The following is a 15,959-nucleotide window of genomic DNA, read 5'->3' on the forward strand; positions in this document are numbered from 1 at the left end:
GGCAACAAATGAAATGAAAAAATAAAATGGGCGGGGAAAAATGTCGTGAACGGGATGAATAACGGCGCGAACCGGTAAGATTCTCACCGCTAGGCTCCGAACTTCTTCAAAAAATATGTTTTGTAGGTATCTCCAAGCGGGACACGGTGGCCGCTGACTTTGATGGTAAATTCGGCCGTATCGGTTTCCTGTACATTGTTTAGGTTAACAATGTAGCTCCGGTGGGTCCGGGCAAATAGTCGCGGGGACAGCTTTTTGTTCAACTCGTTGAGTGAAATCCGTTCCAGGTACACCGTTCCGTCTTTGAGGTGGATGGAGCAGTACTTGTCCTCGGCAGCGATATGGGTAATGTCGTTTTGGTCAATCTTGATGTACTTTGCTTTAATTTTCACCAGCAAGGTGTGATGGTCGTGCATATGACCCTGGGTGCCGATGTCGGCCTGCGTGGTGTTGTACTGGAAGGCCAGTTCGATGGTACGCAACAAATCCGTCACGTCAATAGGCTTTTTCAAAAATGCGTAAGCCGAAAGCTGTTTGGCCCTTTCGAAGTATTCAACATCTGCGTAATGGGCAGTGATAAAGATAATGAGTATATCGTCCTTAAACCGCTTCAACCATTTTCCCAGTTCCAAGCCATCCATCTCGCCCGCAAGATTGATATCGATGAGTGCCATATCCGCATCGCTTTTTTCGAATAACCGCAGGGCTTCTTCCGCGTTGGTCGCTATCCCGCAAACGGTATGGCCGGCACGCTCAACCAACATCACCAGTTGGTCGGCATATAGGTCTTCGTCTTCAACTATGAATACATTCATCTTGTAAGCGCCGTTAGTTGCTTCAAAGGTAACCAAATTTCCACTAATGCGCCTTTTTTCCCATTGCCGACGACCACTTTTCCACGATTCGCTGCGGCAAATTGCATGGCCAGCTGCAACCCCAACCCGACACCTTCGTTGCCGCCGCCGGCAACCGACGTTCGCCCGTGTTGCTGAAGCCGTTGGATAATCTCCTCAGGGATTCCTGGGCCTTCATCACCAATACGGACCACGTAAAAGTCATCCACGCACGAACCAACCACGGTCACCTTGCCACCGTCAGGTGAATACTTAACCGCGTTCGAAACGACGTTCCGTAAGACGGAAGCTGCCATATTCAGGTCAACGAAAACGTGTGCCGGACTGAGTTTGGTCTCCAATCGTAGCGACTTGGCATCTGCACCAGCCCTGTGTACGGACAATGCCTCCTCCACCAGCGACCGGACCTCTTGTTCAACCGGGCGATAGCCTATCCAGTCACTGTTGGCAACGGCCCAGTTGAGTAGGTTATCCAGCAGGTGATTGATATGCGTAAGTGTTTTCTGCGTTTTTTCACCGAGTTCCGATAGCTTTTGTTCGTTTTCCTTATCGATGTAATGGTTTAGTAGATCGCCCATGCCTCGAAGTGCAATCATCGGGCTGCGAAGGTCGTGCGCAATGATGGAAAACAGCCGATCCTTTGTCCGGTTTGCTTCCTCTAGGGTACGTTTTTGCATTGAAATTCGCCGCAGCAAGAAGAAAATGACCAGCAACACGCCAATCACGCACATCAAACCGATAAAGTAAGCCGCCTTGGCACGTCTCTCCGCTGCATTCATCGTGTTCAGGCGCGCGATCTGGTCGCTCTTGCGATCGGCTTCGTATTTCACCGAAAATTCACGCATCAGCTCCGTTTGAGAGACTTCGAGCAGGCTGTCCTGGACATTGATTCTACGCCGTAGACAAGCGAATGCATTCGCAAAGTCGCCTACATCTCTGTAATAATCGACCATCCTGTCGTACATTTTCAGCTGCAAACGGGTGGTGTTGGTGACGTGTACTTTTGCCAACCCGCGTCTCATCGCTGCAAAAGCGGCCGGCTCGTCGCCTTTGGCAATATAGAATTCAAACAGGCTGATGGCCGTCTCCATATAAATCTCCCACAGTTGCCTGCTTTCCGCCGTTTCAAGGTTTCCTTGGAGCAAACGCCCGGCATCATCCAAACTCCCTAATGCTATATAATTGGAAGCCAATAAGGTATTGATGTGCAATTCTTCTTTGAATTGGCCGTGTTTGGCAAAAGTAGCCTTCGATTCCTTCAAATGGGATACGCTCCGCTCGATCTGACCCATGATGTAATACACGTGCCCCACATTGCCATGGTAATACCCGAACTCCTCTTCTAATCCAAGCGTATTTGCCAGTTTAAAATGCTTATCGAAATAATGGATGGCGAGTTCATACTCTCCGCTGGCCCCGTATACGGTCCCAATATTATTATATAAATCGATAAACGCGTGATTCACGGTATCGCTTCCGTAACTATACATCGATTCAAATAGATATTCAAGCGCGGTTTCATAGTTACCCAAATCGCTCTCGATAAGCGCGCGGTTGTTCCACACCTTTATCTTTAAATCACTGTCTTTAACGGAATCCAGCCGCGAAATCGCCACTGCATTGTAATGCTGCGCTTCGGTCAGGTTCCCAAGGCGATAATGGAACTCACCAATCGATTCATATAACCATACATGTTCGTCGGCCCCCAGCCCTCCTGCCCCCTCCTGTTCGCGTTGCAGCAGTCGTTGGATACCGTTTTCCATCGACACCATGCTTCCTGCTTCATACAACGAGTCCAAGGTTTGGATTTCTTCCCTAAGCAAGGCCATCGAAGCCCCATATTCGAGCGTGGTATCGGCCGAGGCACCAAGCCCGCGTTTGTTAGCACCCGAAAAACAACCGGTGACCAAGAGCACGATCAACACCCCTAACCCTAAGCTACCGGGCAGTGCGCGTTCTTTAGCTTGCTTCATAGCCGTTTAATGTCTTTCCGTTCAAACATCCGCTAGTTGTGAACAGCCAGCGGCAAGTAGATTTCCGCGACTGCTCCTTTCATTTCATTCCTTATCATGAGTTGACCATAGTTCTTCTTCGCGAAATACATGGCCAATCGCAGTCCCAACCCAAATCCCTGCCGGCTTCCACCGGACACTAGCGCACCCGCTGGTTGTTGAAGGGCGTCAATTACTTCCTGGGGTATCCCACCGCCTTCGTCCTGAATTCGCACCACATAATAATCGGGGTCAAACGCACCACCTATCGTCACGGCACTTCCTTCGGGAGCATACTTGATGGCATTGGAAATCAAGTTGCGCAACACCGTTGCCGCCATATTCATGTCAACCCATACGCTTACAGCGTCCACGTCGACCGTCAAGCTGATATCCTTCGCTTCGGCAGCCGCTTTATGAACCGCCAAAGCCTCTTCCACCAATTTTGACACCTTCTGCTCCATGGGATTATAGGTTATCCGGTTGCTGTTGGTCACTGCCCAATTCAGCAGGTTATCGAGCAAATGGTTGATACGGGCAAGTGTCTCGCCGGTCTTATTGCCCATTTGCAACAGCTTTTCGCGATTGCCGTTCTTTAAGTAATGGCCGATGAGATTGCCCATTCCCTGCAGTGCAATCATCGGACTGCGGAGGTCGTGAGCAATGATTGAAAACAACCGATCCTTGGTCGCATTTACTTCTTCCAGTGCTTTCTTCTGCGTTGAAATCCGCCGTAGCAAAACAATGACCAGCAAGACGATTAATACGAGTAGCACCAACCCGGCCAAATAGGCCGTCTTGACCCGCCGTTCTCGTTGGTTTTCGAGCTCCAACTGACTAATTTGGTCGTTCTTGCGGTCGGTTTCATACTTTACGGTCATTTCGCGCATAAAGTCGCCCTTTTCTGCGTTGAATGCACTATCCTGAATCGAATTGCGTTCGGTCAAGTAATTGAAGGCCTTTTGGAAGGCACCTTTTTCCTCGTAATACCGAATCAGTCGGTCATAGATCTTCAGCTGCATCCGCGCCGTATTGTTCATGTGGATCCGCGACAAGCCTTGCTCAATCGCTGCAAATGCCGCTGCTTCATTCCCCCTTGCCAGGTGAAGCTCAAAAAGACTGATAGCCGCCTCCACATAAGTTTCCCAAAGCTGTAGGTGCTCAGCCTGCTGTAGGTTTCCCTGAAGCCGTTTTTCCGCCTCATCCAACCGATCCAGCGCGATGTAATGCTGGGCAAGCATGGTATTGACGTAAAGCTCCTCGTCCGACTGTTCAAACCGACGGAAATAATCCGCCGCTTGCTTCATATGGTCCACGCCCGCTTCGTATCGGCCCGTATGGTAATATAGCTCGCCCATGTTGCGATGATAGCGGCCGTATTCCTTTTCGGCACCCAGTTGCCAAGTCAGCGCACGATGCCGTTCAAAGTATTGGGCGGCCAGGTCATAATCTCCGATGATGTTATAGTTATGTCCGATGTTGTTGTATAGACTTAACACATCCTCATTGATGGTATCGCCTTTATAGTATTCCATGGCACGGAACAATAGTTCCACCGACCCTCCGAAATTGCCCATTTCCGCCTCAATACCCGCTGCATTGTTCAGCACCGTAGTTGTAAACGTCAGATTGTAAGGTGTCATCCGCAGGCTGTCCAACCTGGCCACAGCCTGCTCACTGTAGTGCTTCGCCTCGTGCAGGTCACCCAAACGTGTGTGAAAAATCGCCATCCAGAAAGACATCCAAGCATACTCGGGAGCATCCATGTGCCGAAGCCACAATTCCTCGCTTTCCGTTAATTGCTGGAGTTGGTTTTCCAGCGCCAACAGGTTGTCGGCCTCCATCAACGAATCCATATACGTCACTTCAACGCTCAGGGAATCATAAAGTGCACTGTAGTCTCCCCCATTTAGTGTAGTATCGTAATCTGAATCACCGCAGGACAATGTTAAAAAAACGGCCAGCGCACACAGCGACAATATCGGATAACCATATTTCTTTCTGTAAGATCGATACATATCCAGTTTACCGGCTATTTACCGGCTAAAAATAAGAAAACACTGAAATAATGAATTAACTTTATCGTCTTTGCGGCACGGCACCTAAAATAAACGGGATAACCAATTAACCCTGCTTATTTTGCAGCAGGCTCGCTATGGCCAAACGGTAGCCATCAAGGCCGAAACCGCAAATAACCCCATAGCAGTTTTTGGCAAGATAGGAATGGTGGCGGTATGGCTCCCGCGCGTACACGTTTGAAATATGCACTTCCACTACCGGCGTGGTCACCGCAGCAATGGCGTCGCCAAGGGCTAGCGACGTATGGGTATAGGCCCCTGCGTTGAGCACAATACCGTCGGCCGAAAACCCCTCCGCGTGGATTTTATCGATAAGCGCACCTTCATGGTTGCTCTGGAAATAAGACAGCTCCACCCCGGGGTATCGCTGCTTCAACGTCTCCAAATAGTCTTCGAAGCGCTCTTCGCCATAAATACCTTTTTCACGCACACCCAACAAATTCAGATTGGGGCCATTGATGATGATGATCCTGCTCATAGCCGCACAATATCCAAAAAAAATCGGAGATAACTTAGCGGCCTGCTCAAAAATCGTAATACTGATTGCGGAATGAAGCGCGTAAACCGAGCGTAAGCATGCCGGTTTGATGGTGCCTGCCCTGCTCGGGTACCCCGTGCCGCCGATACACCGCACCCGCCTCTATCCGCAGGTTGTACTTGGGGTTGAACAGGTACGATATCCGTCCATCTGCATATAACAGGTTGTTGCGTACGCCCTGGGCGATGCGGTTATCATACACCTGTTGGTGGCTAGCGTACGATTTGAAGATATCACCACCCCAGTTGGTGGTCGAATCGGGGTCGGTACCGTACTGCCCCCATGTACCCTGGAAAGAAAAATCGAACCGTCTGTAGGTGTAGTTCAGTATACCCACCAATTCCCGGAAGTTGGCCCCCCATGGGTGGGCCAGTGGCTGGCCATAATTACTGTAGTTGCTTACCGGATCGAAGTGGGTATAGGTATAGGGACGGGCGGTATTGTACTCCCCGAGGAAATTCAAGTCTTTGATACCGAATGCGTCGAACCCACGGAAACCAAGCTGTGCAGCCCACTTATTGTTTACGTGGCCGTTGCCCGAGAAAAACTCCTTGGCTGTAAACTCACCCAACAGGAACTGCCCATACACCGTAAGGTTCCGCAATGCCTTGTATTTGGTATTGAGCCCGAGGTGCATCTTATCCGGCGACGACGTGTTTGTCAGTTCCACCGGCCGCATGAAAATGATCGGATTGAGGTAATTGAAATCAAAACCGCGTCGGCCGGCTGCATTGCGCGAACCCCATACCACCGATTGGAAAAGCCCTACGGAAAACCGATTGTTCACGTTCCAATCCAAATACTGGAATGCCCCCCACTTCCAATTGTCGCCGGCACGGCTTACCGAGTCGAGCGAACGTGGATGCATCGGGTCTAGCATATAGGCCCACATGCTCATGTATTGCACGTTGCCTATCTTACCCGTCAGTTTCAGGCCCGTGTAGTTAGAAGACACATCCGACAGCAATACCGACCGATAGCCATCGCCGATGAAGTTTTTGTCATAAGCCAATGTAACGTTCAGGTAATCGTTTACCGTGTAGGACAGCACGGCCGACCCGTACATCCAATCCTTTTTGCGGGGATTGTCCTGCATTGTTTTTCCGTACCCCTGGCCCGGGGTGATGGTATGTGTGAAGATATAACGATCGAGGTAATCGGGGAATACGCCCTGGTTTTCAAAGAAATTTACATATAGCGAAAACTTATCCTGCACAGTTACGCCCGCCTGCGCACCCCGTGTGTTCAGCCAAGTGGTACGCCCGCCCCCGGCGAAATCGCGACCGACCTGGAAATCGGGCAGGAAATCGGCATAAAAGGTGTAGTCGTCGTCGCTCGCTTCAATCAAATGCTCATTGTATAATTTGCGCCCGCCCCACGAGTGCCGCTCCTGCACACCCAATTGCATCAGCGAATCGTACCGCGGCTGCAACGCATCCCCGATAATCATCGGCTTCACGGCGGTATGCAAGCGTGTATCGGTATGGTATAGTGTACTATTCAGCTTTTGGTAAAAATGGTAGGAATAAGGTTGGTAAGTTGCCTGTGCAGCTCCACGCTGTGCAAAGGCACATAGCACAGCAATAACCAACGACAGCCGGAAGCTAGGAGAATATAAATATCTACTCATCGTGTATAAGTCAATCAGCAAAGATAACATTTGCCCACCAAGAATTGAGCCACAATCAATCGCGGATTTACACCCTTCCTATTTGCTGCTTTTTTTTGCATATTGCAACGCACAAAGCGATTAACAGATATATCTTATACGTACAAGACAAACCAAACACGATAGCTCATGAAACGAAGAACATTCATCCAAAATTCCTCTTTGCTCGGCGCTGGCCTGCTGGCTGGTAAATTCTCCCTGGCTGCGTCATCGCAGGAATTCCCGACCGTACGTGTTCCACAAGGTCAACGGCATTTTTCAAGCGATGCCATCGAAGGGGCCATCCGGGAGTTCCAGCAGTTCACCGCCAACAAAGAGCTGGGTTGGCTTTTTGGAAATTGCTTTCCCAACACATTGGACACCACCGTATATCTGGAAGAAAAGGGCGGGAAACCTTATACCTATGTCATAACCGGCGATATCGACGCCATGTGGTTGCGCGATAGCTGTGCGCAGGTATGGCCTTACCTTCCCTTCATGGCTGCAGACAGCCAATTGCAACGGCTCATTGCCGGATTGGTCAATAAGCAAAGTGAATGCATCAATATAGACCCTTACGCCAACGCATTTTACAACGACCCGACCAAAGTAGGTGAATGGGGCAGCGACCATACCGATATGAAACCGGGTATCCACGAACGTAAATGGGAAATCGACTCGCTCTGCTACACCGTACGGTTGGGTTATGCCTATTGGAAGGCGACCGATGATACGGCACCTTTTGGCAGTGATTGGGTCAACGCGCAACGCAACATCCTAAAAACATTCAAAGAACAACAACGGAAAGACAGCCTCGGCCCCTACCGGTTTGAACGTACCACGGCACGCGGCTCCGACACCCTACAGGTAGATGGATACGGCTATCCGGTGAACCCCGTAGGACTTATCTGTTCCAGCTTCCGGCCGAGTGACGATGCAACGGTCTTTTCTTTCCTCATCCCTTCCAACCTGTTTGCCGTAGCGAGCCTTCGTCAATCGGCGGAAATGCTTGCCAATATCGCCAATGAGCAGGCACTGGCCCTGGAGTTCCTTGAGCTTGCCAACGAGGTGGAGCAGGCGGTGAAGGAATACGGCATCGTGGACCATCCCATGCACGGCCGTGTATACGCTTACGAAGTTGACGGTTTCGGCAGCTACATGATGATGGACGATGCCAATATCCCGAGCCTCCTATCGCTCCCCTACCTCGGCGCGGTGGAGGTAAACGACCCGATATACCAGCGTACACGCGCATATGTGTTGTCATTGAACAATCCGTTCTTCTTTAAGGGGTCGGCAGCCGAGGGGATCGGCGGACCGCACATTGGCAGGGACATGATCTGGCCTATGGGAATCACCATGCGTGGACTGACCTCTATCAATGACAACGAAATCAAGGCATGCATTGATTTACTCAGAAGCACGCACGGCGGCACCGGATTTATGCATGAATCTTTCCACAAAGACGACCCTACGAAATTTACACGCAAATGGTTTGCTTGGGCAAACACATTATTTGGTGAATTTTTGTGGAAAACATACAAGGAAAAGCCGTATTTGCTGAAGTAGATGTGAGATGTGAGATGTGAGATTTGTGATTTGTGATTTGTGATTTGATAAAAATATCTAGCGTCTCATATCTAAAATCTAAAATCTAAAAAAATGGGTCCAATAGGCATATTCGATTCGGGTTATGGTGGGCTGACGGTCTTCCGCGAAATTATGCGCAAACTACCCCAGTATGATTACGTATATTTGGGAGACAATGCCCGTGTGCCTTATGGTACACGGTCGTTTGACACGGTTTATGCCTACACCAAGGAATGTGTGGAAAAGCTGTTCGCTATGGACTGCCACCTAGTGGTTCTGGCCTGCAATACCGCGTCAGCCAAGGCATTGCGCACCATCCAGCAACGGGACTTGCCCAAGCAAGCCGAATTGCGTAAAGTATTGGGTGTGATCCGGCCCACCACCGAAGTAATCGGCCACTACACCGAGACGCGGCATGTCGGCATCTTGGCCACGCCAGGCACAGTGAAGTCGATGTCGTACCCCATAGAGATCCGGAAATTCTATCCCGATATATCCGTGTTTCAACAGGCATGCCCCCTTTGGGTGCCGTTGGTCGAAAATGGCGAACTAGACACGCCAGGCACGGCGTATTTCGTAGAGCGGGAAGTCAACAGGCTCCTCCAGCAATCGCCACGCATCGATACCGTCGTGCTGGCATGCACCCACTACCCCCTACTGTATCCACTAATCAGGCAATTCCTGCCCGAACATATCGGCCTGCTTTCGCAGGGCGAGCTCGTAGCCGCTAGCCTGGCTGACTACCTCGAGCGGCATCCCGAAGTACAAAAGCTATGCACAACCGGTGGTAGCACGCGCTTCTACACAACGGATAACGCCGCGGGTTTCGAGGAAAGAGCAGGCATCTTTTATGGCCAACCAATCCAAGCGGGGGAAGTGACGGCGCTACTGACCTAGTTTACTTCTTGGGAGTCGCGATGGTCACCTCCACGCGACGGTTTTGCTGCCGGCCTTCTTTGGTATTATTCGGCGCGATCGGCTTTGCCTGGCCATGACCATTGGTGGTAATCCGACTGCCGCTGATGCCATGGTCGGCAATATATTTCTTAACAGATTCGGCCCTTTTTTCAGACAACCATTGGTTGTATTCTTCCGTACCGGTAGCATCCGTATGGCCGTCAACAATCAGCGAAGCATTCGGATAATCGGCCAGTAGATCTATTAGCTTATCGATTTCACTTTTGGCTTGATCGGTCAGATACGATGAGTTGAGTGGGAATAATACATCCGAATCAAACGTGACCATGATACCACGATCGGTCATGGCAGCATCCTCAAAGTCGCGCTGCACATGCTGCAAGCCGTCCTTCGTGCCATCGATGGATACCCGTGCTCCGGGATTGACTGCCATCTGCTTGTCTTTGCAAGAGAAAATAGTGGTTGAGAAAACAACCAAGAGTGGAAAAATAATAATTTTCTTCATATTGTAACGGATGATATAAACTAAACTATTCCCTATTAAAATGATCTGCAATGACCTTCTGAATATCGGGGTGGCTTGCGAAAAGATTCCATATCAAGCCGGTGCGTCCGTTCTCGATCATAACGACCACGGCAGCTTGGTTAAGCGCGTCGTACCCACTTGCCACGGCATTCCGTTCGGGGGCAATCCACTTGCGGAATCCGTACTCGGTAAAAAGCACAGGGCCATACCCCTCATACAGTTCCCGGATAGACCGCAGTGCGGCGGCGGGCAAATAGGCATAACTTGCGCTCGGTATCGCCGGATTAATACCGTATATCGTGCCCAGCGAGTCGGCATCGATTTCCGTACTTCCCCAAATAGCCGCCGAAAAACTTCCGTAGCCCCGCTCGTTATCTCTCCGTTGGGCAGCCTTTGTCAAATTTACGTTGTTGGTGAAATAGTTTGTGAACGTGTCACGTTTGCCACGTGGATCGAAGGCTAAGAATGGTGTATAAGCTTCCAGCAAGGTGGTGTCTATCGACCCTACTACCACAGATGTACCGTACAGCGTGGTATCGGTCGTGTAGGGAAGTTCGCGATACCGCGGTAGCGTTCCCTGGGGTCCGTCCCCTACATCCACAGCGAAAGAGGCGTTGTCTGCCAATTCCATCACGTAAACCGAATCAGCCAACTCTTTGGGCGTACCCAGTCCCTTGGCATATGCATCGGGTTGCAGGGCATAGCTTGGTGAGGCCAATGCCAGGATATAGCCGACGAAATCTTTACCGAATCCACCCATCGGACGTGCACTTTTGAATCCCGAAACGGGCGACCAACGATCCAGGAGGATATCTTCTTGGCCTGCCAACACAAACTTGTTCCACTCAACGCCATGCCAAAGCGTATCGATCTTGGTTGCGAGCTCAGAAAAAGCACCGCTGTCCGCGCCGAAATATTGCTTGGCAACGAGCAAACCCTGCATGAGGAAGGCGGTTGCCGTCAAATCGGCTTCGGGAACACTGTCTACAGCGAAAATACCCCGCCCTGTGCGGCCATCGATCTTGGCAGGGAAAGCCCCGTGATAGCGTTCCACTTTCGCCAGGAAGTCAACCATGCGCTTCAATCGGTCTACTGCTGCCTTGCGGGATATGAATCCGTGTTCTACACCGACTACATGCGACAATATGCTCAGGCCGGTTTCCATGACCGATACCGTTGCATCGTCTACACCAAAGTGGATGGCGTGCATACCACTGTTTATTTCCGCACGTTCAACAAAATAATTGAAATGTGCGGCCTGTACGAATTCCAACAGTGTGCTATCGCTGACGGTATGGGTGGTCGCTTCGACCACATCAGAAAATGGCGATTCGAGGTAGTCGTAATCCACCCATGCGATTTTGTAGGAATAGGTTTTCTCGGGGTAGGGCACAAAATCAGTGTATTTCTGCACGAACACCGGCCGGACAGCTACCGGCTCAAAATGTTCGTTGTCTTCCGCACGGTAAATTTTGATATACCGGATGCTTGGCGTAAGTGGCAACTGCCATGTGAGATCAATATGGCGGTCAAAGGCTGTCGCCGAAGCTAATACAGCCGGTGACGAAAGTTTCACCCGTGGCGGGTTTGCAGAAACAAACTCGATTTGATCGAGATACAACCATTGGATGGCCGTATCTGCCTGCCCCTGCGATAATTGAATGCCTTCAATGGCCTCATCCGCCAGCAGTCCGCCAATCGACTTTACTGGCACACGAACGTCCAGCCACATGTTTGTACGGAAATCGTCGATATAGTTCGATAGCTCAAGCACCTGGCTTATCGTATCGCGTTGGCGTACAGCTAACCGCGGCAATGTGGCGCTTTGCATGTTGGAGACGACATACAGTTTAAATGTCAGCACGTCTGCCGTATTGGGCAAGTAGTCATTGGCAGCTTTCGGAAACATGATTTGCGTCTGCCAACTGCCATCTTCGGCAGATAGGTATTTCAACGACAGGGAATTGCCGGGGGTAAAAAAGATGGTGTCTGACACCGGAAGCCTCCCAGCTACATTTTCTACCCAACTGCGGTCGTCGTGATAAACTTGGCTATACATGTAATTCCCCTTTAGTATACTATTTTCAAATAATACACCGGGATAGGTATCTGCTTTGACAGAACCGATGAGCATAAACGAGAACAGAAGGGATAAGGTAATAGATCTGATCATAGACTCAATCGAAACGTGTTGATTTTACTGAATAAGGTAACTTGCTGCAAAAACCAAGCCAGTGCGTGCAATCCACATTTTTTAAATAGTCGCGACAATTCCCTACCTTAGCTGCCGATTTTCGCAATACCGCATGTATGGAAACAACATTTGATTTTGAAAAGCCCATTGCCGATCTGCTGATGCAGATTGAAAAGGTAAACCAGGTAGCCGACAAGACAAAGGTAGACATGAGCGCTACGTTGGCGGAATTGCAAGACAAACTGGAAAAGACCAAACACGAGATATACAGTAATATGACGGGTTGGCAAAAGGTACAGATGTCGCGTCATCCCGACCGGCCCCAAACCCTCGATTACGTAAGCCTGATCTGCGATGACTTCATTGAACTACACGGCGACCGGAATGTGCGGGATGACAAAGCCCTTGTTGGGGGTTTTGCGACCATCGGCGGCCAATCGATGATGGTCATTGGCCACCAGAAGGGTAAGAACACCAAGGAACGCCAATTCCGCAACTTCGGGATGGCAAATCCGGAGGGGTACCGGAAAGCATTGCGGCTGATGAAACTAGCCGAAAAATTCGGCAAGCCGGTCGTTACGCTCATCGATACGATGGGTGCCTATCCAGGAATAGAAGCCGAGGAGCGCGGACAGGGAGAGGCCATCGCACGTAATCTCATGGAGATGGCCGTATTGAAGGTACCCATTATCTGTATCATTATCGGCGAAGGTGCGTCGGGCGGTGCGCTCGGCATCGGTGTCGGCGACCGGGTGTATATGCTGGAACACACATGGTACTCCGTTATTTCGCCCGAGTCATGTTCTTCCATCCTCTGGCGTAGCTGGGACTATAAGGAACGGGCTGCCGAGGCGTTGAAATTGACTGCCGCGGATATGTCAAAAAATGGACTCATTGATGGCATCATCAAAGAACCGCTCGGTGGCGCCCATCACAATCCGCAAGAGATAGCCGAAACGGTAAAACAACAGTTGCTTAGCGATTTAGCTGTCCTTCAAAAGAAGACGACGGCGCAATTGGTCAGTGACCGCATCAACAAATTCAGCAAAATGGGTGTCGTGGTTGAGTAACCGCCTAATCGATCGCACGGTCTAGATGCACATATCCCCCATCTACGTGAATCAACTGCCCGGTGGTATGGCTTGACCGGCCGGACAACAGGAACACAACGGTGGCGGCAATTTCCTCCGTGGTGGTCATCCGTTGCCCCAACGGGATACGATCGGTGATTTTACGCAACGTTTCGTCCGGGTCGGGAAGTGTTTTAATCCACTTGTCGTATAAAGGGGTGTAACATTCGGCTACGATCACCGCATTTACGCGGATGCCATATTTCAATAGTTCCACCGCCCATTCGCGCGTCAATGCATTACGGCCACCATTGGCGGCGGCATATGCCGACGTATTCCCTTGGCCCGTTTCGGCTGTTTTGGAACCTACATTGATGATGCTCCCCTTGCTTTCCTTCAATGCCGGAAGGGCGTGGTGCGCCATGAGGTAATAATGAATCAGCGACTTATGCAGGCTATCCACAAATTGCTGGTAACTGCCGTTTTCCAATCCAACACCATCGTTTACTCCCGCGTTGTTCACGAGGCCGTCTATTCGGCCAAACCGGGCTAATGTATCGTTAACGGCGCGTTTGCAGTCTTCGGGGCGCGTCAATTCGGCTTCCACGCAAAACGCGTGGCCGCCTATCGCCTCCACTTCCTGGCGCACCTTGTCGTTATCGGCTTGCTTGCGCCCCACGATAACCGGGATGGCACCCTCTGCGGCCAATGCCAGCACGATGCCCTTGCCGATGCCTTTCGCTCCACCGGTTACCACAATAACTTTCTCTCGTAGTTTTAAATCCATGATATCACAAATGGTAAAAATCCACGGCATTTTTATGCCAAATCAGTTCCTGTTCGTCGGGCCGCAGATGGCCAATCGTTTGCCCGAGCAACTCCACGATCTCATGGTATGCCCCCGCCACGTTACATACCGGCCAATCGGATCCAAACATCACTCGCTGTGGTCCGAAGGCATCGAGGATATGCCGGACGTAAAACACGAAATCCGCGGGTCTCCATGCGGCCCAATCGGCCTCGGTTACCATTCCGGATAGCTTGCAATACACATGGTCGTGCTTGGCAATGGACGCGAGCTGGGTAGCCCACGGCTCTTGTACCCCCGCTTTGATGTACGGTTTCGCTAAATGGTCGATCACAAAAGGCTGCTCAGGGAAACAAGCGACGAATTCGGCCGTCGCATCGAGCTGGTGCGGTTTCACGAGGATATCGTATGTATATCCATGCGTCGCCAATGCTTCAATACCCGCCAGGAACCCTGGGCGCAGCAAAAACCGGGGGTCCTCTTCGCCCTGCACAATATGGCGAAAGCCTTTGAGCTTCTGGTAGCGGCTGAAATAAGCGAGCCGATCCGCCACGTCGGTTGCCTGTAGGTCAACCCATCCCACCACGCCACGCACAAACGCGTGCCGGTCGGCCAGCTCCAGTAAAAATGCCGTCTCCGCTTCCGATTGGTCGGCTTGCACGGCCACGCACCCCGACACGCCGTTGGCAGCTAGCAACGGCTCCAAGTCGGCGGGCAAAAAATCGCGTCGGATGGCCTCCATGTCATCGGTCATCCAAGCATCCCTTACCGAATCGTAGTGCCAGAAATGTTGGTGGCTATCGACGCGAATCATGTATGCCGTACTAGCTTATTCCCCTTGGTAAGCTTTTACCACTTGCCTTGACGTGCCTAGCCCATCGGCACCTAACTCAACCACATCGCCGGGCTTTAGAAAAATCGGCGGGTTGAAACCCAACCCCACCCCCGCCGGTGTGCCCGTAGAGATTACATCACCGGGCAGCAAGGTCATAAACTGGCTTACGTAACTGATGATGAATGGTACGTTGAAAATAAGGTCGCTCGTGCTACCATCCTGATAAGTCGTCCCGTTCACCGTAAGCCATAGGCGCACATCATTGATATCCTTGATTTCATCTTTCGTTGCCAGAAAAGGGCCAATCGGCGCAAAGGTATCACATCCCTTCCCTTTATCCCATGTACCGCCCCGCTCCAATTGGAACTCGCGTTCGGACACATCGTTGTGCAACACGTAGCCCGCTATGTGGTTAGGCGCATCGGCTTCAGACACATAGGAAGCCCGTTTGCCGATAACAATGCCAAACTCCACTTCCCAGTCGGTCTTCGTTGAATTTTTCGGAATGACAATATCATCATAGGGTCCGCTCAGCGATGTGGTAGACTTCATGAAGATGATGGGTTCCTTGGGAATCGTTGCTCCTGTTTCCTTGGCATGGTCCCGGTAATTCAGCCCGATACAAAGTATCTTCGAAGGGCGTGCTATGGGGCTGCCAAGCCGTGCACCTTCAGGGACCGCAATGAGCTTACCTTCATTGGCCTTTACAAATTCTTCCAAGCGAGCAAGGCCGTCGTTCTCGAAAAACGCCTCATCATAATCGCCGCCGAAAGCGGAAACATCGTAATTTATGCCCTCTTGCTGTACTCCTATATTTTCACGGCCGGAGTCGCCGTATCGGATTAATTTCATTTTTTTTGCTGTTTGCTTTTTGCTTTTTTTTTCTGTTTGCGCCTACCGTACGTTGAC

General features: G+C 50.8%; 13 protein-coding genes. 3 read left to right on the forward strand and 10 right to left on the reverse strand.

What is annotated here, in order from left to right; genetic code table 11:
- Positions 1 to 89 precede the first annotated feature (89 nt).
- The 5 genes from ACEVG1_RS13525 to ACEVG1_RS13545 all read right to left on the reverse strand — a co-directional run bounded on the left by ACEVG1_RS13525 (position 90) and on the right by ACEVG1_RS13545 (position 7,091).
- On the reverse strand, positions 90 to 815 hold the full coding sequence (locus ACEVG1_RS13525; RefSeq protein ID WP_374744273.1) for a LytR/AlgR family response regulator transcription factor: 726 nt from the start codon (positions 813 to 815) through the stop codon (positions 90 to 92).
- The gene (locus ACEVG1_RS13530; protein ID WP_374744274.1) at positions 812 to 2,827 is read right to left on the reverse strand and encodes an ATP-binding protein; all 2,016 of its coding nucleotides are present in this window, start codon (positions 2,825 to 2,827) and stop codon (positions 812 to 814) included. Before ACEVG1_RS13530 ends, ACEVG1_RS13525 begins: the two co-directional genes overlap by 4 nt.
- Before the next feature lie 32 nt (positions 2,828 to 2,859).
- Positions 2,860 to 4,863 (reverse strand): ATP-binding protein, encoded by a 2,004-nt coding sequence (locus ACEVG1_RS13535; protein ID WP_374744275.1) that lies wholly within the window; start codon positions 4,861 to 4,863, stop codon positions 2,860 to 2,862.
- Positions 4,864 to 4,969: 106 nt separating this feature from the next.
- Positions 4,970 to 5,401 (reverse strand): type II 3-dehydroquinate dehydratase, encoded by a 432-nt coding sequence (aroQ, locus tag ACEVG1_RS13540; protein WP_374744276.1) that lies wholly within the window; start codon positions 5,399 to 5,401, stop codon positions 4,970 to 4,972.
- Positions 5,402 to 5,447: 46 nt separating this feature from the next.
- Positions 5,448 to 7,091, reverse strand: a complete 1,644-nt coding sequence (locus tag ACEVG1_RS13545; RefSeq protein ID WP_374744277.1) for a gliding motility protein RemB — start codon at positions 7,089 to 7,091, stop codon at positions 5,448 to 5,450.
- Positions 7,092 to 7,259: 168 nt separating this feature from the next.
- On the opposite strand from ACEVG1_RS13545, the gene ACEVG1_RS13550 reads away from it, so the two are divergent.
- Together ACEVG1_RS13550 and murI are read left to right on the forward strand one after the other, a co-directional pair.
- Positions 7,260 to 8,678 (forward strand): glycoside hydrolase family 125 protein, encoded by a 1,419-nt coding sequence (locus ACEVG1_RS13550; RefSeq protein WP_374744278.1) that lies wholly within the window; start codon positions 7,260 to 7,262, stop codon positions 8,676 to 8,678.
- A 93-nt stretch (positions 8,679 to 8,771) separates the two neighbouring features.
- The gene (gene murI / locus ACEVG1_RS13555) at positions 8,772 to 9,596 is read left to right on the forward strand and encodes a glutamate racemase (RefSeq protein ID WP_374744279.1); all 825 of its coding nucleotides are present in this window, start codon (positions 8,772 to 8,774) and stop codon (positions 9,594 to 9,596) included.
- Between the two features lies 1 nt (position 9,597).
- Here murI and ACEVG1_RS13560 read toward each other — a convergent pair whose 3' ends face one another.
- Complete coding sequence (locus ACEVG1_RS13560) at positions 9,598 to 10,122, reverse strand: OmpA family protein (RefSeq protein ID WP_374744280.1); 525 nt, start codon at positions 10,120 to 10,122, stop codon at positions 9,598 to 9,600.
- 25 nt (positions 10,123 to 10,147) lie between these two features.
- A complete protein-coding gene (locus ACEVG1_RS13565) occupies positions 10,148 to 12,316 on the reverse strand; it encodes a glucoamylase family protein (protein ID WP_374744281.1) in 2,169 nt (722 codons plus the stop codon).
- A gap of 137 nt (positions 12,317 to 12,453) precedes the next feature.
- On the opposite strand from ACEVG1_RS13565, the gene ACEVG1_RS13570 reads away from it, so the two are divergent.
- Complete coding sequence (locus ACEVG1_RS13570; RefSeq protein WP_374744282.1) at positions 12,454 to 13,407, forward strand: acetyl-CoA carboxylase carboxyltransferase subunit alpha; 954 nt, start codon at positions 12,454 to 12,456, stop codon at positions 13,405 to 13,407.
- Between the two features lie 4 nt (positions 13,408 to 13,411).
- Here the strand turns inward: ACEVG1_RS13570 and ACEVG1_RS13575 are convergent, their stop codons facing one another.
- The 3 genes from ACEVG1_RS13575 to ACEVG1_RS13585 are packed head-to-tail and all read right to left on the reverse strand — an operon-like array spanning position 13,412 to position 15,902.
- A complete protein-coding gene (locus ACEVG1_RS13575) occupies positions 13,412 to 14,194 on the reverse strand; it encodes an SDR family oxidoreductase (protein ID WP_374744283.1) in 783 nt (260 codons plus the stop codon).
- A gap of 4 nt (positions 14,195 to 14,198) precedes the next feature.
- Complete coding sequence (locus tag ACEVG1_RS13580) at positions 14,199 to 15,029, reverse strand: amidohydrolase (RefSeq protein ID WP_374744284.1); 831 nt, start codon at positions 15,027 to 15,029, stop codon at positions 14,199 to 14,201.
- Positions 15,030 to 15,044: 15 nt separating this feature from the next.
- Entirely contained in the window at positions 15,045 to 15,902 is an 858-nt protein-coding gene (locus ACEVG1_RS13585; RefSeq protein ID WP_374744285.1) for a fumarylacetoacetate hydrolase family protein, read from the reverse strand.
- Positions 15,903 to 15,959: the final 57 nt, after the last annotated feature.

This window comes from Parapedobacter sp. 2B3 (assembly GCF_041925275.1).
Taxonomy (GTDB): Bacteria; Bacteroidota; Bacteroidia; order Sphingobacteriales; family Sphingobacteriaceae; genus Parapedobacter; species Parapedobacter pyrenivorans_A.